This is a genomic window from Hyphomonas sp. ske169, from assembly GCF_056850855.1.
This window is the reverse complement of sequence record NZ_CP096146.1, coordinates 1,216,049-1,235,863: the sequence shown is the minus strand read 5'-3', so window position 1 is coordinate 1,235,863 and position 19,815 is coordinate 1,216,049. Positions and strand designations below refer to the sequence as shown.

The following is a 19,815-nucleotide window of genomic DNA, read 5'->3' as shown; positions in this document are numbered from 1 at the left end:
ACGTCTCTATATTTGTCATTTTCAAAAATAGATGTGTGGAATATTGGCAAAGCATGATTTCTAAATCCTTGTGTTCAGCACAAGGTAGGAGGGTTTCATGTTGAGGAAGTATTCGGCGCTGGTCATAACTTGTCTATGCCTCGCGCCGGTCGCGGTTTCTGAATCGGAATTATACGTTTCTGGCGGCTATTCGCTTTTTGATGGCGAGGGCGCCACGCTTGGGGCCGTGACGGCCCGAGGCGGATTCAAGTTCAATGATTATTTTGGCATTGAAGGCGAGGGCTCCGTTGGCTCGGGCAGTGAAGACGTCGATGACGTCGTTGGCGCTGAGATCGAACTTGGCTCTCAATATGCTGCTTATTTGGTCGGAACTTATCCCCTCTCGGACCGGTTCGATTTCACGGCGCGGGTTGGGTATGGCGAGTTAGACTTCGACGTGTCGGTCGGTGAGCTTTCCGAATCCGCCAAAATCGAAGCCTTTGCGGTTGGTTTAGGGGGCGAGTATTCGCTGACGGACAATTTTGGCTTGAGATTGGATTTCACGCGATTTGAATCGAATGATGGTGAGATTGAAGGTGGCGTCGACGCCTTCACGCTGAGCGGCGTGCTGAAGTTTGGACTTGGGAACTAAGCCCACCGAGTGGTTCTGAGCGCATTTACGAGGTGCGCTCAGCCCAGGTTTTCAAAATATGATGCGCCACGGCCATTGGCGGCGGGGCATAAATGTCTGGGTGGGTGCCAGCGAGAACTTGGCGAGCCTCTTCGCGGGTGATCCAGCGCGCGGCTTCGAGCTCATCCCGTTCGACGGACACTTCGGTGGTTTGCGCTTCGAGAATAATCCCGACCATCAATGATGATGGGAATGGCCAAGGTTGGCAGAATAAATACTCCGCCGAGGCGGGGTCAGCCTTGATGCCAGCTTCCTCTTCAAGCTCCCGTGCGGCGGCCTGTTCTAGGGTTTCGCCAGGCTCGACGAAGCCCGCGAGCGCCGACCAGAACCCTGCGGGCCAACCGGCTTGGCGACCCAGCAAACATTTGTCATCTTTGACCGCCAACATAATTGCCACTGGGTCGGTGCGCGGGAAATGTTCTGCACCGCAAGAGGGGCAAACGCGTTTCCATCCGGCTTCCGTCACCTCGCTCGGCGCTCCGCATTTCGAGCAGAAGGGGTGATTGCGATGCCACTCCAACAAACTGCGAGCGGTTGAGGCGAGGTTGGCTTCCATTGGCGTGAGCCCGGATGCGGCGGCTCGCATATCGGTAAAATCTCCCGCGCCTTGCAGCAACGAGCCTTCAAGTTTGAAGTCGGGCTCCATATTCACGACAAAAATCGGTGCGCCAGCCTTGTCTTGTCCCAGAAAAATGGAATCGCCTTGCGGGCTTAGCCGCTCAACTTCAGGCCCGAGCCAAAGCAGGTTCTGGCCGTTCGGGGCGAGTAGGGGCTGTCCTTTCTGCATTAGGAAGATTAGCGCATTATCGGCGCTCTTGGCTTGCGCCAGCCATTCTGGATTGGTTCGGAAATGTGCAGCCCGGTCAACCGGGGCGCTCGCGAGGGGAATATCATTCGAAGTCGTCATGAGAGTCGCTTTAGCAGCTTCACCCCCCTTGTCACGGGATGACCTAAGGGCGATATAGCCCTCGGAGGCTGGCGGTGGACGAACTTCTCGCCAACCGGGTCAGGTCGGGAACGAAGCAGCCCTAACGAGTTTTCCGTTCGGGTCACTGTCCAGTCTCCACTCCACGTACATCGCGAATATGCAACGAGGCCACCGATAAGGTGACCTCGCGCATCGCATCCCAAGGGGGCTAGAGGGGGAACAACCCGTCACGGCGCGATGAAGACGTTATCCTGGAGTTCGTTGCCGATGCCGGTATTGTCTCGAATGACCTCAGCGAGAGTCGTGTCCCTAACCCGGTCACGTTCGGCGGAAGTCAATTCATTTTCCCACCAAAACCGATCGCCATCTCTTAAGGCTGTAAACTGGCGAACAATAATCGCGTGAAAGAGCTCACCAAGCTGCGATCCTGCGACCGCATCTTCTGCCAGTCCGCCGACCCACAGATCGATTTCATTGACATCGCCATATCGATCGAACAAGGCGTCGGCGAGTTCTGGATCAGAGGTGATTTGACCGAATTGAGTGACAGTCGTCAGTCCCATGGCTTGGCGCATCTGATTATATCCAGGCACCCCATGGTCGCGGCCGCGTTGAATATTCAATGAGGCGAGATCAAGCCCGCCACTTCCCGGCATGCCAAACAAGAAATTACGAATGTCGTCGACGACTTTGGGATCAATTTCTTGGTGCAGCTGCGTGGCAAATCCGCGGAGGATCGGATCGAGATCGCCTTCGCTGGTCAGGATCGAAGGCCCGGCAAAGAACGCGTCACGCAAGGCGATGTGACCGGCTGCGATTTCATCACCGCTCGCGTCGAGCCGCAACAATTGCGGGTTCAGCATTGAATGTCCAAGCCGGAACGCTGCAACGCTGAATTCATTGAACACCGTCGGATTGACGGTCGCGTCATAGCCAGAATAGGCCGGAATGGCATCTGGTCCGATCAGGGCAGGGAGCCATTCTTCAAAAGTAATGATTTGGATTTTCGCGATCACCAAACGCCGCGCCCGTTCATAAATCGCATCGGCACCCGCGTTCGGATCATCATTTAAGAAACGCTCCGCCAGCCGGTTATGCTCTCTGACAAACAGCGTGTGCATGACCGTTAAGCCGAGCTGTTCGTTGGCTCGAATGTCGCCCGCCAAGAACAGGCTCGTCGGATCGCTGACGAACCCGTTCGCATTGGTCAGGCTGTCAGTGTTGAAGGGAAGAAGATTGCCGGTGCTCACCCTGAGAAAAGGCGTTTGTGCTACGCGCAAGGCAGCATTTCGATCTTCATCCGAACCATAGATCATTGACCCATCGATCCAGCTGGTGATCTCGTTTTCCTGTTCGCGCGGATTGCTGGCATCGGTACCCGTGGCATGATCGAAAAGCGCGCGGTTGAATGGAATCACAATTCCACCTGTCGCACTGGGATCAAAATCTGGATCGCCTTCTGGCACGAGAATATCCGCAGACTCTTCGGCGCCATCTGTGAGATCGATGTCATGATCCATGAACTGACCCCATTGCCAGACGAAGTCGGTCCCGTTCACAGTGTTGGCAATTGACGTGCCTTCTGGTTGATCCGAAACGTCATTGGAAACCGCCCGTGCGCTGGGGCGATCGGGGCCTGCTAGTTCTGAAATTCCGTCGGCATAGTCACTGCTCGCGAGGCGTTGGAGGTGTTCGAACGTCGCGCCCCAATTCGGATTGTCTATATTGTTACTCGTGCCATCATAAGTCCGCACTTCGCGGCTCTCAGTCATAGGGCGGTTGCCGTTTCTTTTTCCGCGCGCACGGTCTCGCCGATCATCGGTGTCATCCGGCCGGCCCTGAGGTGAGGGTCCTTCACGCTCAGTGTCACTCACCGAAATGGTAACAGTTTGAGTTGATGCCAGGCCTCGAGAATCGGTGACGGTCAGCCGGAACACAAGGTCACCATCTTCATTTACATTCGGCGCGCGGAACTCTGGCGTCAAAATGGTGGTCGAGCTTAACTCGACCATGGGGCCTGAAACTTGCGACCATTCGATTGTGAATGTTTGACCATTAGGGTCGCTCGCCGAGCCGCTAAGGGAGACGATAGCGCCTTCTGTGACCGATTGACTGGCGCCGGCACTGATGACCGGGGCGGCGTTGATAAAACTATCTTCACCTCCGCTACAGGCCGAAAGCAGGCCTAATACAAAAACTGAGACGATGGGCGTGCGGAGTGACATAGCGATTCCCTTGATCACGATGGGACGAACGATCACATTTTTGAGTGTGTCGTCTAGTGCTCTGAATTATAATTATATTTTATAGCCCAAGATCCGACGGAATAGCTCTGCAAGTACGTTTAAAGATGTTTGTTCAAAATTCTATGGTGACAATGCTAGTGTTTCTTGTGAGTTGCTTGGTCGGCAAAAGCGTCGGTCGGCTTGCCGGTTCCCCCGAGTCCCTGCCATAAGCTTTAACCATGACTGATACGCCTGAGACCCCAGAAGACGAGCCGCGCGATGATGCGACCTTCTCCATGTTCGGAGAGGCTGAAATGGGCGCGCCAAAAGATGAGGGTTATCAAGTCTTAGCGCGGAAATATCGTCCTCGGCTATTCTCTGATTTGATCGGCCAGGAAGCCATGGTTCGGACCTTGACCAATGCGTTCGAGACCGGCCGCGTCGCCCACGCATTCATGCTGACCGGCGTGCGGGGCGTCGGAAAAACGACCACGGCACGGCTTTTGGCGCGGGCGCTAAACTACACGCGCGAGGGGCAGGATGCGCCCAGCATGACGCTCGACCCGCCAGGAGATTTCTGCGCTGCGATCATGGCGGGCAATCATCCGGACGTCTTAGAACTTGATGCCGCGTCTCGGACGGGTGTGGCGGATATGCGCGAGCTGCTTGATGGGGTGCGCTATGCGCCAGTGTCATCGCGCCACAAAGTCTATATCATCGACGAAGTTCACATGCTCTCAACCGCGTCTTTCAATGCGCTACTTAAGACCTTGGAAGAGCCCCCGCCGCATGTGAAGTTCATTTTCGCCACCACAGAGATCCGCAAAGTTCCGATTACGGTTCTATCGCGCTGCCAGCGCTTTGATTTGAAGCGTTTGGAGAGCGGTGAACTGGCAAAACATTTGGCGAAAATCGCAGACCGCGAAGACGCAAACGTCTCCGATGAAGGGTTGGCATTGATCGCGCGGGCCGCCGAAGGTTCTGTTCGGGACGGGCTATCGATCTTGGACCAAGCGATTGTTCAGGCCCTAGATGGTGATCAAGTGACCGGCGAACGCGTCCGCGACATGCTTGGACTAGGCGATCGCTTGCGGCTGCTCGATGCGTTTGAGTATGCCATCCAAGGTGAAGCGCAGAAAGCCGTCGACGAAGTTGCAGACCAAGTTCGCGCCGGTGCTGATCCGCTCGTTATCCTCAAAGACATGTTGGAGATAGCCGCGGATATCGCCACCGTTCAGGCGGCTGGAAACAATTATCAATTGCCTGGTCCCGCAGACTGGACCAAGCGCACGCATGAGCTTGCAGCGTCGTTGAGCCCAGCTCAGGCCCAGCGCAATTGGCAAATCCTACTTTCAGGCTATCGCGACACCCAAACCGCGCCGGAAGCCGATACAGCATTGCGCATGGTCGTGCTGCGACTGGTTACGGCGGCGCGCTTGCCGAGCCCTGAAGAAGCCGCGCGGATGCTCAGCGGAGGAGGGGCCTCGGGCGCGACGGGAAAGCCTAATGCCGCGCCAAGCTCGCCTTCGGGCGGATCGCAATCTGTGGTTCAATTGGTGCAACCCAGCGATAGCAAGTTGGCGAGTTTTCGAGATGTCCTTGATCATCTCGATACGCGTAAAGAAGCCCGGCTATGGGGCGAGGCGCGCAAGTATATTCGGGCGGAGAATTTCAAACCTGGCCGCCTGGTGTGTGCTGTGGATCCAGGCGCGCCGCGCGACCTGTTGCGCCGGCTGACCGATTTTCTCGAATATGAAACCGATATGGACTGGGACGTGCTTTTGTCCGACTCCGGGGTGGAAACCCAGAAAGAGAAAGAGACGCGCGAGCGGCAGGAGCAGCTTAACGAAGCAGCGCAGCATCCTGATATTGCTGCCGCCCTGGCCGCCATTCCAGGCGCTGAAATCGTCGATGTTGAGCGCAGTGCCCCTCTTGATCCCACAACGCTGACAGACAATGTCGTACCCCTCAAGCGCAGCTCGAAGGGTTAGAAAGACGAGACGATGACAGACCTCACCAAGATCATGCAACAGGCCCAACAGATGCAGGCCAAAATGCAAGAAGCCCAAGCGCAGATTGAAGAAACAGAGGCCGAGGGCATTGCCGGGGCAGGACTAGTTTCGGTCACCCTCAAGGGCAAAGGTGAACTGATTGCGATTAAGATCGACCCGTCGCTCATGAGTGACGAGGCTGAAATTGTCGAAGACTTGGTCAAAGCGGCGCATCGCGAAGCTCGCAAAAATTTGGACCAAGCGATGGAAAAGGCGATGAAAGAGGCAACCGCCGGGTTTGGCGGTATGATGCCTGGCTTTAAGATGCCGTTCTAGTCTTTCGGATCGTCAGGCTTTTCATTTGCCATCCGATACTCGGTTTCTCGCTCGGATGAGATAAGCGTCTGAACGGCTTCGCTTTCATAGCCCAATTGTTCAAGCGCTCGCGCGGACATTTGCAATCCCGCTTCGATTGCATCGGGGATCACGAAGGTCGCACCCGCTTTGTAAAGCAATTGTGCATGATCAGCGTCGCGCGCGCGGGCGAGGATGGGCACGTCGGGCCGCGAGTGTCGCGCCGTTTTGACCATGTTTTCCGCGCTTAGTTGATTGTCTAGCGTGACCACCACCATGCCAGCGTGGGCCAGCCCAGCTTTTTGCAAGACTTCTTCCCGTCCGCCGTCGCCAAAATAAATTTGCCGCCCCAAGGCACGTTGTATGGAAACGGTTTTTGGATTGGTGTCGAGGGCGACGATTTCGGCCTGCTCGCGTTCTAAGATGTGAGCGACAGCGCGCCCAACCCGCCCCAGGCCCGCGACGATCACATGGCCTTCATTGGCGCTGAAATCGCCTTGCGCTTGGCCAACTGACGGCGGTTTGGCGAACAGATTTGCGAGCCAGATGCCGAGCCGCCAGCTGGCTGGAACAATCAGCATAGAAAGCGCCGCAATCGCGGTGATGATCGCAGAGGTTCCGGCAGCGATGGATCCGGCAGCCAAGCCTGCACCGACAATCACAAAGGCAAACTCGCCCGCGGGCGCCAGTAAGAAGGCGGTTTCGACAGAGGTCGCTTGGTCGCCTGAGAAAATCCGAATGGCGATGAAGGCCAATAACGCTTTGATCGCGAGCATTGCGGCCAAGCCGCCAAGCACGATTTGCCAATTCTCGAGCACGACCGACAGATCGATCGCAAGCCCAACCGTCATGAAGAACAATCCGAGCAAAAGTCCTTTAAAGGGTTCAAGGTCGATTTCGGTTTGGTGTTTGAACTCGGTCTCACCGAGCAATAGCCCCGCCAGAAAGGCGCCAAGCGCGAGCGAGAGGCCGGCATTGTAGGTAATCACCGATGCGCCAACGACGGTGAGCAGCGTAATTGCCATCAGGAAATCGCGCCCGCCTGCATTGATCGCGAGACGGAAGAGATGCCGCAACAAATATCGTCCAATCGCGAAAATCACGATCAGTGCCAGAAGGCCGTTGAACAGCGCCTGGAAGAGCACGGTGGAAAGGTCGGCCTCGCCGCGGCTGGCGGTAAAGCCGACGAAAATCAAAATCGGCGCGACCAAAATATCCTGGAATAAAAGCACACCAAGGGAGCTTCGTCCGACCGGCGTTGCGGCGCGTTTGTTCTCGATCATGAGCTGCATCACAATCGCGGTGGATGAGAGCGCTAGCGCCAGGCCTATGATCGCTGCTTCAGTGGCCGGCAGCCCTAGCAGGAAGAGCCCATAGCCAATCACCACAGCGCTCAAAATCGCTTGAACGGTGCCTGCGCCGAACACGGTTCGTTTCAACGCCCAGAGTTTCTGAAACGACAGTTCCAAGCCGAGCAAGAACAATAAGAACAACACTCCAAGCTCAGCCAAAGGCGCGGCCGCGGCGGGGTCAGAAATCGTCACATATTCGAGGATGGGAACGCTGTTGCTAAAAGCGCTAAACCCGCTTGGTCCAAGCGCAATGCCCGCCAGGATGAAACCAACGACTGCTGGGAGTTTGGCCGCCCGCAAGACTGGCACTACGAGCCCGGCCGCGACAAAGAACACCAATGCGTCTTTGATCAGTGCCTCTTGGCCCCCATGCACCATCACGGACTCCTCTCATTGATCTCGCATAATGAGATGTTAGCCCGTTCGCCCCGTAGAGGAAGGGGTTTCGCGACCAACAGGGCAAAAAGCCCGCTTATGCCGTCTCAAGCGCCGTTTCTAGGGCGTCGCGTAACGCTCCGCGCGCAGTTTTGCTGAGAGACTGCTCAAACAGGGTCAGATGCTGCTCCACAGCGCTGCGAACAGCGCCCGAACCGATGTCACTATCGCGGCCGCTCTCACGCAAGAATTCCAGATGATAGCGCAAGATCAGGATGCTATTGGTGGCGAGAGATGGAATGAGCGCGGGGTCGAGGTCCAGGTGGTTCTGCTTCACCATGCTGTGAAAGAAGGTTTGAAACTGGCTCTGCGTGTCGCGATAAATCCCAGGCAAACGCTGGAGCAAATTGTCAGTATGCTCGCCATAATCGGCTTGGTCGCGGTACAGGAAACGGTAGCGACGGATTTCCGACATCAGTGCGAGCAGCATGTCAGCATATTGCTCAAGGATCGCATCCGGATCGCTGGGTAGCAAAGCAAGCCGCTCTTCGACATCAACGAGAAAACGTTCCGTAATTGCTTCAAGCAGGCTCCGCTTGTTTTTGTAGTGATACCATAAATTGCCTTCGGCGATGCCGCACTCAGAGGCAAGCTCTGCCGTTGTGACATTGCCGAAGCGGCGCGCGTTGAACAGTTCGCGCGCCGTGTTGAGGATTCGATCTTTCGTTTTCATTATGCCTTCGCGTGCAGGACCACCGGGACGTTTGTATAACCCATCACAAAATTGGAGAGCACGCGCTCAGGCTTTCCAACCAATTCAACCCGATCGAACCGATTGAGGATTTCCTCCCACAAGATCCGCAATTGCATTTCGCCAACGCGGTTACCCATGCAGCGATGGACACCAAACCCAAACGATAGATGACGCCGCGCATTTGGACGATCAATCCAGAACCGGTCTGGATCTTCAATCACGGTTTCATCGCGGTTGCCGGAGATGTACCACATCACGACTTTATCGCCTTTTTTGATCTGCTTGCCGCCAAGTTCTATATCTTCCAGTGCCGTGCGGCGCATGTGGCCGAGCGGGGTTTGATATCGGATAATTTCCGACACCATGTTTGGGATGAGCGATGGATTGGCTTTGAGCTTCGTAAATTCATCAGGGTTTCGGTTTAGCTCGACGATTCCGGCGCTGATTGAGTTCCGAGTTGTGTCGTTTCCGCCAACGATCAATAGGATAAGATTGCCGAGAAATTCCTGCGGATCATTGACCATATCCGCGGTCTCTGGATTGTGCGCGAGCAGCGATATGAAGTCGAACTTCTTCGGTTGGGCGGCGCGTTCTTGCCAGAGGCGGGCAAAATAAGCGTAACACTCCTCGAGCGTTCGCATACGCTGATCCATATCGACCTCGATACCAACGGTTTCAGACGTCGTCGCGACATCGGACCAGTAGGGTAGAAGATGACGATCCTCGAACGGGAAGTCGAACAGGGTGGCGAGCATTTGCGTGGTGAGCTCTTTTGACACCAGCTCGACCCAATTAAATTCCTCACCTACAGGGAGACTATCTAAGATCGTGCAAACCCGCTGGCGAATAAGCGCCTCGATGTCGGACAATTGCGAGGGTGCGACGGCGGGACTGACCGTCTTACGTTGGACGACATGTGTGGGACCGTCCATGGCAATGAACATGGGCGTTTCCATACCCTCCGGCGCGTCGCCAATAACAATATCGCGGTCGGATGAAAAGACTTTGTGATTGGAGTCGACCGCAACAATGTCTTGGTACTTGGTGATCGACCAGTACGGACCGAATGGGCTGTCTGGGCAGTAATGGATGGGGTCCTCATTTCGCAGCCGGCGGAAATACTCGCCCTGAGCATTGGCTTCAAAAATTTCAGCTTTTGAAATGTCGAGTGTCGCCAAATCGAGGCTATAAGGATCGGGGATCCCGGCTACGTCCCACGTGTGCGCTGTGTCGGCCAATGTTTCCTCCAATTTTTATGATTAGGGTAATAACCCTAAAAACTGGATTTGCCAAGATGAAAGCAAGCTCTTGCCTCTTGCGCCGAGTCCGACACATTAGCGCGCATGAGCAAATCGTCTGCTGGACCAGAAATTCAACGCATGATCGATCTGATTGCGCGCTTGCCGGGGCTAGGGCCGCGATCAGCGCGTCGGGCAGCCTTGTTTCTGCTCAAGCGGCAAGACGCCTTGCTGCGGCCAATGGCGGACGCCCTGGCAGACGCAGCGGACAAGATTGAGCAATGCAAAACCTGCGGAAATTATGACACGCTGCAGCCGTGTGCGGTGTGTCAGGCCACCGGGCGAGATGATGGCCTGATTTGTGTGGTCGAAGACGTTCCGGACCTCTGGGCGCTGGAGCGCGCAGCGGCGTTTCGCGGGCGGTATCATGTGCTGGGCGGCGTGATGAGCGCGCTCGACGGCGTCGGTCCCGAAGACCTAACCATCGGCATGTTGATCGACCGGGTGAAGCAAGGCGGTGTGCGAGAGGTTATTCTGGCTCTAAACGCCACAGTCGATGGGCAAACAACTGCACACTATGTCGCTGAACGGCTTGAGGGTCTGGGTATTGAGGTCACGCGCCTCGCGCACGGCGTGCCAGTTGGCGGTGAGCTCGACCATTTGGACGATGGCACTTTGGCCACCGCCCTTCGCTCACGGCGTGGTGTTTAGCTGGCTTTTTCGACGCGGTAGATAATGCCGTCCAGCATATTGGTCGCGACATAGATCGCGTCTGGTGTCGAGATCACATCCCGGAACCCGATTTGCAGATCGTCGAGCAAGTCTTCGGTCTCACCAATGGCGCCATCCGAAGTCACATCAACCCGAACGATTTTTTGTCCAGACGGGCCGTCCATGGCGCCGATCAGAAGATCACCTGACCAATCTTCGAAGCCGGTGGTGTCGACAATCGCCATGCCAGATGGGGCGATCGATGGCACCCATTTGACTTCAGGTTGTTCCATGCCGGGCGCTTCAGTATCGTCGGTGATGATCGTACCATCATAATTGATGCCATAAGTGATGGTCGGCCAACCATAATTATTGCCGGGCTCAATCACATTCAGCTCATCGCCACCTTTCGGACCGTGCTCATGTGCGATCAAGAGACCCGCACCCGCATGATAGACCATGCCCTGCACATTGCGGTGGCCATAAGACCAAACAGTCGGATTGCCTTCACTGCTGGAAAACGGATTATCAGAGGGGATGGATCCATCCGGCATGATCCGCGCGATCTTGCCGTGCAGATTGGTTGGATTCTGCGCCTCTTCCATATAGCGATACCCATCACCAAGAGAGATCGCCATCGAGCCATCCGGTAAAAACGCCATCCGAGAACCATAGTGGTAAGTTGTTTCCCGCGGAGCGCCGATGAAAATTTCGGTCACGTCTGTAAGGCCACTCGCATCCTCAGCGAGCGTCGCAGAGATCACCGCTGTGGTGTTTGTATCGCCCATATCTTTGGAATAGCTGAGATAGAGCTTGCGATTTGTTTCAAACGCCGGATCGAGCGTAATCCCCAGAAGTCCGCCTTGTCCCTCGACGAGAATGTCACTTGGCAAGCCGGTTAGAGGCGCTTCAACTAGGCTATCGTTTTGGATCAGGCGCAGGCGTCCCTCTCGCTCTGTGACCAACAGGTCGCCATTCGGCAGCGCGGCCATGCCCCAAGGAAACTCGAGCGTTTCGGCGATCGGAACGAGTTTCAAACCAGAGCTCGAAACAATCGAGCCATCCGCTTCTGGCGGCGGTGGATCGGCTTGTCCCCCGCAGGCAGCCAAACTGGTAAGGGCGAGAATAGAAAGACTTGAACGCAGCACCTGAAAAATCTCCTGCAATCACTGTTCGCCTCTACATAGCGATTTGCGCCGCAAATGAAAGAAGGGCGACCCATTGGGCCGCCCTTTCCCTCTCTCCCCCGTGCATCACGAGGGCCCCTATTGTGACTACCAGGTCTTAGAACTTGGTTCTGAGCGTCACGCCATAGGTTGCTGGGTCCTGAACGAATTGACCTCGCGCACCTGAGCGAAGCGGAATGCTAAATGTTACATTCTTTGTTCGCTCATCGGTGATGTTCTTACCCCATAGTTCAATCGCCCAACGTTCGTCCGGTGATTGCACGCCGAGACGAAGATTCACTTTTGTGTTGGAGTCTTGAATGTCACCCGCTAACGGCACGCTGAAATCCGATGTCGAAACCGCTTGCGTGGTCGTTCGACGATCAGATTCATATCGGGCTGATCCTGTCAGGAACAGATTTGCCCGACCGTCCATGATCGGCTGCTCCCAAGTCCCTCCGAGGAGGACGACCCAATCCGGAGCATTGGTGAGTGAGTTGCCGCAAAGAGCAGCAACGTTCGGGTCGAAGCCCGGATCAGTGGCATCGACGATTGCGCAATCGCTAGGATAGCGAGCGTCCGTGTATGTGACACCCAAAGATGCGCCAAAGTTGTCCGTCAATAGGGCTTGAGTTTCGACTTCAAAACCGCTTGATTTGGCGGTTGGCACGTTGAATGTCACAAACCGGACGCCGGTAAATTCCAGCACTTGGAAGTCTTCCATTTCCTGGTGGAAAGCGGCGGCATTGAAGACACCGCGTCCGTCAAGGATGGAAGCTTTCATACCGATTTCGTAGGCATCCACTTTCTCAGAAGCAAAGCGCGGATCTGCGCCGCCAGAACCAGCCGAAGCATCCAGGTTAAACCCACCTGATTTAAATCCGTGAGTGACGCCCGCATAGAAGTTGACATCTTCATTCAGCTCATAGCCGGCTTTCACAGTGTAGACGAGTTCGTCATCCTCGAACTTAAGGTCGAACTCTTGTCCCAACAGGGCGAATGCAAATGGGTTCGCAGCTGCAGCAGGGCTGAGCGTTTGCAAGCGATCAAGGGTCGGAGCCGCAAACACGAAGCAGTTCAACGCAACCGCATTCCCCCCGACATTTACCGCACCCGCGCCCAGAACGCCGTCGACAGCAGCTTGCACTGCAAGTACGTTCGCAAAGTTGGCGAAGGTCCCGAGACAGGCATTGTGCTGACCATCGATCTGGTCGAATGAGCCGTCTTTTGATTCATCCACATAGCGCAATCCAACCGTAAGATTGAATTGATCGGTCAGTTGCAAAACGTTGTGAGTAAAAATCGAGATCGACTCAGCGTCTTGGCTGAATTCGTTATGGGCAAAATCACCAGCTGAAGATGCGCCACCCGCCAAGGCGGTGAGCGGATCGTTCACACCCGGTCCATAAAAGCTCGCGAAGAATGGGTTCAGTCCAGCCAGAGCTGTACCGCCACTAACAGCAGGTTGGAATTGATCCAGCAATGTCAGAGTGCCACCGGATCGGATCTCTTCCTCGGAGTAATAAAGACCCACAAGCCAGTCGAGACGATCATTGAATGCTACGCCCTGAAACCGCGCTTCGTGCGATTTCGTGATGACTTGCGTACGACCTTCGATATCATTTCCAGTCGCCCGCGCCTGTTCAGATGGTCCTGTCGTGAAAATTCTCAGGCCGGTATAATCATCATCTCGGAATGAGCCGGCTGACTCATAATCGCGATAAGATCCGATATATGTGAAATCAGCAAAGCCGAAATCCTGCTCATAGGTTAGAGATGCGCCCCATTGTTCGAACGGGTTAAAGTTCCCTTGTCCATTGGAGTCATAATCATCCGGGTCAGGACCGCCAATATTTGGCGCACCACCGTCCGCGGGCAGTCCGAAAAGCGGGAATGCTGTCACCGGCGCTTCATTGTGCCAAACAGCGTCGCAACAACGGTCATCACCGTCAGCATAATCTACGATGAAGCGAATTTCACCATAGTCACCGGCGTCATATAGTGCCTGACCACGCAGCGTCATGCGATCACGGCTGCCGATATCGTCACCATTGATATTGGTGAGGTAGCCATCGCGCTCGCGAAGGGCGCCTGATACTCGAACGCCGAATTTATCTTCGACGATTGGAATGTTCAGTCCGCCTTGGACGTTCCTAAGGTCGTAATTGCCCGCGGTCACGTTCGCGAATCCGCCAAAGCTGCCCAGATCAGGTTTCTTTGTTCGGATGCTAAGGGCACCTGCTGATGTATTGCGCCCGAACAGTGTGCCCTGCGGGCCGCGCAGAACTTCAACCTGCTCAACATCAAGCAAGTCGGCCAGAGCAATACCAGGGCGAGAAAGGTACACACCGTCGAGGAATACGCCGACGGCGCTTTCCAAGCCAATATTGTTACCCGTGGTGCCGACGCCGCGAATTCGCAATGTCGTGCCGCCTGATTCCGAGTTAGACGAGTTCATGTTGAAGCTTGGTGCCACATTGTCCAATGACGTAATGTCGGCAACGCCGGCGCGTTCGAGATCTTCAGCACTGACCGCGGTTACCGCGATTGGGACATCTTGGATGGTCGCGCCATCACGCCGTGTCGCTGAAACCTCGATTGTGTTCAATCGACGTGCTTCAGCCTCGCCCGATTCGCTATCTTCTTGAGCAAAAGCCAGACTAGTTCCTAGACTCATTGCAGCGAACGAAGCGCTCGCGAACAAGGCGTACTTCGAGCGTCTTGATACTTTCATAAATTAACTCCTCCCTCGGTGCCGGCTTTTGCGGCTCGAGATATTATTGCGTTTCCTCGTGGGCTTCCCATGTTGTCTGGGAATGCCTCACCAACCATGTCAGAGGCAGGTGTGACACTTTGTCAACAAGTTACGTAGGGGACGATCTGTTTGACGCAGCTGAGTGTGACATTTGTTACACGGGCAATTATGTGAGATGCGAGCCGGGAGAGGCCGCGAAACGGAGGCAAAGAGAAGAATAATGGCCGAGACGTCTGCCCTAGTGTTGTTTTCTGGAGGACAAGACTCAACCATTTGTTTGGCTCACGCCTTGGCGCGTTATGATCGAATTGAAACCATTGGATTCGACTATGGGCAACGGCATTCCGTGGAGCTCGATTGTCGGCTCAATATCCTTGCAGCCTTGCGTGAAAGCTTCCCGGCTTGGCACGCAAAATTAGGCGACGATCATGTTTGTGATCTCTCTGTCTTAGGCGATATCAGCGAAACCGCGATGACATCGGAAACCGAAATCGAAATGGCTGAGAACGGCTTGCCGAATACGTTCGTGCCGGGGCGCAATTTGCTGTTTTTGACTTTGTCTGGGGCGCTGGCTTGGCGCCGCGGGCTGTCGACGCTTGTTGGCGGCATGTGCGAAACCGATTATTCGGGCTATCCAGATTGTCGGCGCGAGACTCTTGATGCACAGGAGCTGGCCCTGTCGCGCGGCATGGATCGGCCGTTTACGATCGAGACGCCTTTAATGTGGCTCGATAAGGCCGAAACTTGGGAGTTGGCCGAAGACTTGGGCGGTCAAAAACTGATCGATATCGTGATTGAAGAAACGCATACATGTTATATCGGCGACCGCACTCATCGTCATGAGTGGGGATATGGATGTGCAGACTGCCCGGCATGTGAACTTCGCGCGAATGGGTATCTGAAATGGCGCGCTAAGGTTCCCGCATGAAAATCTATTCGGTTAAAGAGGCTTATGTGACTTTGCAGGGCGAAGGCGCGCAGACCGGACGTGCGGCCGTGTTTTTGCGCTTTGCCGGCTGCAACCTGTGGTCTGGTCTCGAGCGCGACCGGGCCAAAGCGGTCTGCAAGTTTTGCGACACAGACTTTGTCGGTACCAATGGCGAGAATGGCGGAAAGTTCTCGGGCGCGGGAGCGCTTGCGGCGCACGTCAAATCTGTTTGGGAGGCAGCAGCTCCCGAAGGCGGCGCACCCTATGTGATCTGCACCGGTGGCGAGCCGTTATTGCAGCTCGATGCCCCTTTGATTGCTGAACTAAAGGCCGCGGGATTTGAGATCGGCGTGGAAACCAATGGCACGCTGGCGGCGCCTGAAGGTCTTGACTGGATCTGTGTGAGCCCGAAAGCCAATGCCCCGCTAAAGCAAGTGTCTGGGAATGAGCTAAAACTTGTTTTTCCTCAGGATGAAACCGAAGCGCGGCCTTCACAATTTGAAAGCTTGCAGTTTCAACACTTTTTTCTGCAGCCTAAAGATGATACGGCGCACGCCCAGAACATCGCGGCCACCGCCGCTTATTGTATGAAGCACCCAAAATGGCGATTGAGCTTACAAACACACAAACTGATCGGTCTGCCGTAAAGGTCGAGGGCCAGGTTTTCGAGATCACGAAAGCGGTCTCGTTTGAAGCGGCTCATTATATGGGCGGTAAACCCGAAGGGCATCCCTACCGCAATGTGCATGGCCACTCCTTCCGCCTCGAGGCCACGGTGGCTGGCAAGGTGAAGCCTGGTGAAGAATGGGTGCAGGATTTTTCCGAGCTCGCGGCCGTCTTAAGCGAAACCGCAAACAAGCTCGACCATTGCCTGCTCAACGAGATTGAGGGATTGGAAGTACCGACGCTGGAGCGGATTGCCGTCTGGGCCGCGAACGACTTAAAGCCGAAGCTTCCAGGTCTCAAAACCATCGTGCTCGCCCGTCCAAGTTTGGACGAGCGATGCGTTCTCGTGGTTAGCTAAGCGCTAAACGCCGACGGGCCCGCCATCGGCTTTGCGAATGGCCAGCACGGTTGGGCGCGGCGGGACATCCTCTTCGAAATCCGGCCAGCGGGTGGTCGGCGTCTCAAATGTGGCGCCGTCACCGTCACCAGGGTGTTGGACAGATAGGAATAGCGTCTTCCCATCAGCGGTGAAGCGCGGCCCGCAGACTTCGGCACCGATGGGAGCACGGAAGAAGGCTTTACCAGTCCCGCGGCGCTCCCCTTCGGTTTCCATAGCCCAGATGCCATCAGAGGCGCCTGTGCTTTCATTGCCATCTGTCGCCACCCAAAGGCGCCCTGATGGATCGACGGCGCAATTGTCTGGGCTGCCAAACCAGCCTTGATCGCTGGTCAGCGGATTCCAGGTCGCGCCAACTTCCGCAATGTTCGGGTCGCCGCATTGAACCAGGATTTCCCAGCGCGATTGGGTTGCGGTGAAATCGCCGTCTGGCTCAGTGATTTGGATGATGTGGCCAAAGCGGTTTTCAGCACGCGGATTAGCGGCGTCAATTTCGTCTTCTGTTCGGCGGCTATTATTGGTTAGCATCACCCAAACGGTGCCAGCCTCTGCGTTTGGCTCGACATCTTCTGGGCGGTCCATCGGTGTTGCGCCAAGCAAGTCACCCGCCAGTCGAGCATCGATCAGCACATCCGCTTGCGAGTCGAAACCGTTCTCAGGAGTTAGCAGGCCTTCGCCAAAAATCAGCGGCATCCACTCGACCCAGCCATCTTCATCAAAGCGAGCGACATAAAGCGTGCCATCTTCGAGCAAGCTTAAATTCGCTTCTCGATTGTTCGGGTCGAACTTGTTTTTTGAGACAAATTTATAGACGTAATCGAAGCGCTGATCATCACCCATATAGACGACAACATGTCCATTCGGGGCGACAACGCTTTCAGCGCCCTCATGTTTAAAGCGACCAAGCGCGCTCCGTTTTTTCGGCGTTGAGCTTGGATCCATGGGATCAACTTCAACCACCCAGCCAAACCGGTTCGGCTCGTTTGGTTCTTTGGAAATGTCATAGCGGGAGAAATGACGGCCCCATTGATACCAGCCGCCCGCGACGCCAAAGCGTTTGTGGTTTTCCGCTTCGGGATGATCTTCCGCGATCGTTCCGATGAAATACCCGTTGATGTTTTCCTCGGCCATCAAATAGGTGCCCCAAGGCGTGATGCCGCCGGCGCAATTGTTCATGGTTCCAGATACTGTCCGGCCCTCAGGGTCTTCTTGAGTTTGTACGCGGGCATGACCGGCGACAGGGCCGGTGATTTCCATCGGCGTCGTATGGGCTGTGATGCGGCGATTGTAAGGGCTGCCGACCACGGGTTTCCAGCCCTCATCCGTTCGTTTGAGCTCAACCACGCTGCCGCCATGCGCTGCCATCTCTGTGAGGCACACTTCGCGGGTCATTGAGGCTGGATAGGTCGCGGCGATCCCAGGCTGCATCAGTAGGCTCGAGACATATTCATGATTGACGCACAGCAAGCCGCGTTGCGCGCCATCGGTTTCGGCCGGAAGCTCAACAAAACCGAGATAGTCATTATTGTACCCGAACTGACGCAGCTGTTTGGCTTCGCTTTGGTCCATCGGATCAAATGCTGGGCTGTCATCGAACAGAGGATCCCCCCAGCTGATCACCTGATCAGAAACATAGCCATTTGGCACATGGTGGGTTTGGTCCATGCCGCGGGTGATTTCTTCAAAGTTGAAGGCGGCTGCTTGTGGCGCTTCAGGCGCCTCTGCGATGACCGGGGCGGCCTCGGTGGTGGTGCAGCCTGAGGCGATCAATCCCGTCGTTGCAGCCATGCCGCCTAGGAATCCGCGCCTGCTAAGGCGCGCCTCGATGATGTCGCCGATCGTTCGCGCACCTTTTGCAATGCGTGGATTGGAGGTTTTGTTTTCTGAATGATCCATCGTCACGGCTCCCGAAGCGGCTTTGCGCCATCATTACCAGGCTTGTGCAAAAGTTATAAGGACCGCGCAGAGGTCTATTGTCGCAGCACCTTAATTTTTGCGGGCTTTTGATCGTCTCGCGAATGAGCGTATAAACCTCATAATGTGGGAGGGCATCAAATGGGCCGGTCATTAAATACAGGTATCTGGATCATTGCGACGGGCGTCATTATCGCGCTCCTTTACATTGGACGAGAGATTTTCGCGCCTTTTGCGCTGGCGGTTTTCCTCTTCCTGATCGTTGAGGGGTTCGCGCGCTTCATCGATGAACGCTTGTCGCTGCTCAATCGCGCCTGGGCACGAGGCGTTGCAATCCTGGTCGTGATCGGCGGTTTCATCGGATTTCTCGCCATGATGGCTCGCGGGATCGGTGAGTTTGGTAGTCAGGGTGATGCCTATCTTCAGCGCATCAACGGCCTGATTGAGGCCATCTATACATCGCTGCATCTCGGTAATGCGCCGACGCTAACGGAACTCGTCTTCAATGAATCTGGTCAGGCCTTTTTGGGCACGATTGCTTCGGCAACGAGCGGACTCACGGGGGATCTTGTCTTGATCCTAATCTATGTCGCTTTCCTGTTTATGGCCCAATCAGCATGGCCAGGAAAACTCGATCGCGTCTTTTCTGATCCGGACCGAAGACAGCAAGTGAAACATGTCGGCGACGATGCCCGGCGCGGGATCGAAACCTATTTGTGGACCCAAACCGTGATCAGCGCGATGATCACGGCGCTCACCTATGCGACACTGCTCGCGCTTGGGGTTGAGAATGCATTGTTTCTCTCGACGCTCATTTTTGTCCTGAATTACATCCCAACCATCGGTTCGATCGTCGCGGCCTTGGTGCCGCCACTCTTCGCGCTTGTGCAACCGGAGATTGCTGGCTGGATCCCTGGAGACGCGCCAAATAATAGTTACGTGTTTGCCGCTTTGGTCTTCGCAGGCGTGAGTTTTTGGCAGTTTTCCATCGGCAATTTTGTGCAACCTCGGATTATGGGAGACACGCTAAACCTGTCGGCCTTAGTGGTGCTTTTAGGGTTAGCGATTTGGGGCGCCATCTGGGGCATTCCTGGGATGTTCTTATCGGCGCCCTTAACCGTGTTGATGATGATTCTCTTCGCCCAATCCCCATCGACACGTTGGATCGCCATTCTACTCTCTGCAAATGGAGATCCATTGTCGCGCGAATCTACTACAAATTTAGTAGATGACGCGAGTGAAACACAAACGCTCCCGGAATAGTTACAGAATTGGATGAATTTTCTTCTTGGCTAAAAGCTATGAGCAATCCATATAGTGCGGCGTAGGGACAAATAAGTCACATCGTAATCTGGCCTCCGCGTGCGTCCCCCCACCCAGCCTGCGGATGA

At 55.3% G+C, this 19,815-nt stretch carries 16 protein-coding genes and 1 other RNA gene; 9 read left to right on the top strand and 8 right to left on the bottom strand.

Translation table 11 applies throughout. The features are described 5' to 3' along the window. Positions 1-97: 97 nt before the first annotated feature. Positions 98-631 carry a porin family protein gene (locus tag MY069_RS05870; protein WP_482796139.1) on the top strand — a complete coding sequence of 178 codons (534 nt, stop codon included), beginning with the start codon at positions 98-100 and terminating at the stop codon, positions 629-631. 25 nt (positions 632-656) lie between these two features. Here the strand turns inward: MY069_RS05870 and nudC are convergent, their stop codons facing one another. Beyond that, positions 657-1,577 (bottom strand): NAD(+) diphosphatase, encoded by a 921-nt coding sequence (nudC, locus tag MY069_RS05865; protein ID WP_482796138.1) that lies wholly within the window; start codon positions 1,575-1,577, stop codon positions 657-659. A gap of 63 nt (positions 1,578-1,640) precedes the next feature. Between nudC and ffs the strand changes: the two genes are divergently transcribed. Next, positions 1,641-1,738, top strand: an RNA gene (gene ffs, locus MY069_RS05860) — signal recognition particle sRNA small type. Positions 1,739-1,825: 87 nt separating this feature from the next. On the opposite strand, the gene MY069_RS05855 is transcribed toward ffs, so the two are convergent. Further along, entirely contained in the window at positions 1,826-3,823 is a 1,998-nt protein-coding gene (locus MY069_RS05855) for a peroxidase family protein (RefSeq protein WP_482796137.1), read from the bottom strand. A 239-nt stretch (positions 3,824-4,062) separates the two neighbouring features. On the opposite strand from MY069_RS05855, the gene MY069_RS05850 reads away from it, so the two are divergent. Both MY069_RS05850 and MY069_RS05845 read left to right on the top strand, forming a co-directional pair. Beyond that, positions 4,063-5,814 carry a DNA polymerase III subunit gamma/tau gene (locus MY069_RS05850; protein ID WP_482796136.1) on the top strand — a complete coding sequence of 584 codons (1,752 nt, stop codon included), beginning with the start codon at positions 4,063-4,065 and terminating at the stop codon, positions 5,812-5,814. A gap of 12 nt (positions 5,815-5,826) precedes the next feature. Next, the gene (locus MY069_RS05845; protein ID WP_482796135.1) at positions 5,827-6,150 is read left to right on the top strand and encodes a YbaB/EbfC family nucleoid-associated protein; all 324 of its coding nucleotides are present in this window, start codon (positions 5,827-5,829) and stop codon (positions 6,148-6,150) included. Here the strand turns inward: MY069_RS05845 and MY069_RS05840 are convergent. From MY069_RS05840 to MY069_RS05830, 3 genes are all read right to left on the bottom strand, one after another. Further along, on the bottom strand, positions 6,147-7,898 hold the full coding sequence (locus tag MY069_RS05840; protein ID WP_482796134.1) for a cation:proton antiporter domain-containing protein: 1,752 nt from the start codon (positions 7,896-7,898) through the stop codon (positions 6,147-6,149). The two genes, MY069_RS05845 and MY069_RS05840, sit on opposite strands and share 4 nt — an antisense overlap. Before the next feature lie 94 nt (positions 7,899-7,992). Next, complete coding sequence (locus tag MY069_RS05835; RefSeq protein WP_482796133.1) at positions 7,993-8,628, bottom strand: TetR/AcrR family transcriptional regulator; 636 nt, start codon at positions 8,626-8,628, stop codon at positions 7,993-7,995. Next, positions 8,628-9,887, bottom strand: a complete 1,260-nt coding sequence (locus tag MY069_RS05830; RefSeq protein ID WP_482796132.1) for a cytochrome P450 — start codon at positions 9,885-9,887, stop codon at positions 8,628-8,630. The genes MY069_RS05835 and MY069_RS05830 overlap by 1 nt, the downstream gene beginning before the upstream one ends. A gap of 105 nt (positions 9,888-9,992) precedes the next feature. On the opposite strand from MY069_RS05830, the gene recR reads away from it, so the two are divergent. Continuing rightward, positions 9,993-10,598 (top strand): recombination mediator RecR, encoded by a 606-nt coding sequence (gene recR / locus MY069_RS05825; RefSeq protein WP_482796131.1) that lies wholly within the window; start codon positions 9,993-9,995, stop codon positions 10,596-10,598. On the opposite strand, the gene MY069_RS05820 is transcribed toward recR, so the two are convergent. Together MY069_RS05820 and MY069_RS05815 are read right to left on the bottom strand one after the other, a co-directional pair. After that, positions 10,595-11,746 (bottom strand): PQQ-dependent sugar dehydrogenase, encoded by a 1,152-nt coding sequence (locus MY069_RS05820; protein ID WP_482796130.1) that lies wholly within the window; start codon positions 11,744-11,746, stop codon positions 10,595-10,597. The genes recR and MY069_RS05820 overlap by 4 nt on opposite strands. Positions 11,747-11,882: 136 nt before the next feature. Beyond that, positions 11,883-14,498, bottom strand: a complete 2,616-nt coding sequence (locus tag MY069_RS05815; RefSeq protein WP_482796129.1) for a TonB-dependent receptor — start codon at positions 14,496-14,498, stop codon at positions 11,883-11,885. A gap of 241 nt (positions 14,499-14,739) precedes the next feature. On the opposite strand from MY069_RS05815, the gene queC reads away from it, so the two are divergent. The 3 genes from queC to MY069_RS05800 are packed head-to-tail and all read left to right on the top strand — an operon-like array spanning position 14,740 to position 16,471. Continuing rightward, positions 14,740-15,447, top strand: coding sequence for a 7-cyano-7-deazaguanine synthase QueC (queC, locus tag MY069_RS05810; protein ID WP_482796128.1), 708 nt, complete (start codon positions 14,740-14,742; stop codon positions 15,445-15,447). Then, positions 15,444-16,094, top strand: a complete 651-nt coding sequence (gene queE, locus MY069_RS05805; protein WP_482796127.1) for a 7-carboxy-7-deazaguanine synthase — start codon at positions 15,444-15,446, stop codon at positions 16,092-16,094. Before queC ends, queE begins: the two co-directional genes overlap by 4 nt. Continuing rightward, complete coding sequence (locus MY069_RS05800; RefSeq protein WP_482796126.1) at positions 16,049-16,471, top strand: 6-carboxytetrahydropterin synthase; 423 nt, start codon at positions 16,049-16,051, stop codon at positions 16,469-16,471. Before queE ends, MY069_RS05800 begins: the two co-directional genes overlap by 46 nt. 3 nt (positions 16,472-16,474) lie before the next feature. Here MY069_RS05800 and MY069_RS05795 read toward each other — a convergent pair whose 3' ends face one another. Next, positions 16,475-18,406: a PhoX family protein gene (locus MY069_RS05795; protein WP_482796125.1), complete on the bottom strand. Its 1,932-nt coding sequence runs from the start codon at positions 18,404-18,406 to the stop codon at positions 16,475-16,477. A 159-nt stretch (positions 18,407-18,565) separates the two neighbouring features. Between MY069_RS05795 and MY069_RS05790 the strand changes: the two genes are divergently transcribed. Further along, positions 18,566-19,687 (top strand): AI-2E family transporter, encoded by a 1,122-nt coding sequence (locus MY069_RS05790; RefSeq protein ID WP_482796124.1) that lies wholly within the window; start codon positions 18,566-18,568, stop codon positions 19,685-19,687. Positions 19,688-19,815: the final 128 nt, after the last annotated feature.

What these genes read in the sequence shown, in the direction of transcription:
- MY069_RS05870 (WP_482796139.1), top strand. Translation starts at nt 98, where the DNA reads ATGTTGAGGAAGTATTCGGCGCTGGTCATAACTTGTCTATGCCTCGCG.
- nudC (WP_482796138.1), bottom strand. Translation starts at nt 1,577, where the DNA reads ATGACGACTTCGAATGATATTCCCCTCGCGAGCGCCCCGGTTGACCGG.
- MY069_RS05855 (WP_482796137.1), bottom strand. Translation starts at nt 3,823, where the DNA reads ATGTCACTCCGCACGCCCATCGTCTCAGTTTTTGTATTAGGCCTGCTT.
- MY069_RS05850 (WP_482796136.1), top strand. Translation starts at nt 4,063, where the DNA reads ATGACTGATACGCCTGAGACCCCAGAAGACGAGCCGCGCGATGATGCG.
- MY069_RS05845 (WP_482796135.1), top strand. Translation starts at nt 5,827, where the DNA reads ATGACAGACCTCACCAAGATCATGCAACAGGCCCAACAGATGCAGGCC.
- MY069_RS05840 (WP_482796134.1), bottom strand. Translation starts at nt 7,898, where the DNA reads ATGGTGCATGGGGGCCAAGAGGCACTGATCAAAGACGCATTGGTGTTC.
- MY069_RS05835 (WP_482796133.1), bottom strand. Translation starts at nt 8,628, where the DNA reads ATGAAAACGAAAGATCGAATCCTCAACACGGCGCGCGAACTGTTCAAC.
- recR (WP_482796131.1), top strand. Translation starts at nt 9,993, where the DNA reads ATGAGCAAATCGTCTGCTGGACCAGAAATTCAACGCATGATCGATCTG.
- MY069_RS05815 (WP_482796129.1), bottom strand. Translation starts at nt 14,498, where the DNA reads ATGAAAGTATCAAGACGCTCGAAGTACGCCTTGTTCGCGAGCGCTTCG.
- queC (WP_482796128.1), top strand. Translation starts at nt 14,740, where the DNA reads ATGGCCGAGACGTCTGCCCTAGTGTTGTTTTCTGGAGGACAAGACTCA.
- queE (WP_482796127.1), top strand. Translation starts at nt 15,444, where the DNA reads ATGAAAATCTATTCGGTTAAAGAGGCTTATGTGACTTTGCAGGGCGAA.
- MY069_RS05800 (WP_482796126.1), top strand. Translation starts at nt 16,049, where the DNA reads ATGGCGATTGAGCTTACAAACACACAAACTGATCGGTCTGCCGTAAAG.
- MY069_RS05795 (WP_482796125.1), bottom strand. Translation starts at nt 18,406, where the DNA reads ATGGATCATTCAGAAAACAAAACCTCCAATCCACGCATTGCAAAAGGT.
- MY069_RS05790 (WP_482796124.1), top strand. Translation starts at nt 18,566, where the DNA reads ATGGGCCGGTCATTAAATACAGGTATCTGGATCATTGCGACGGGCGTC.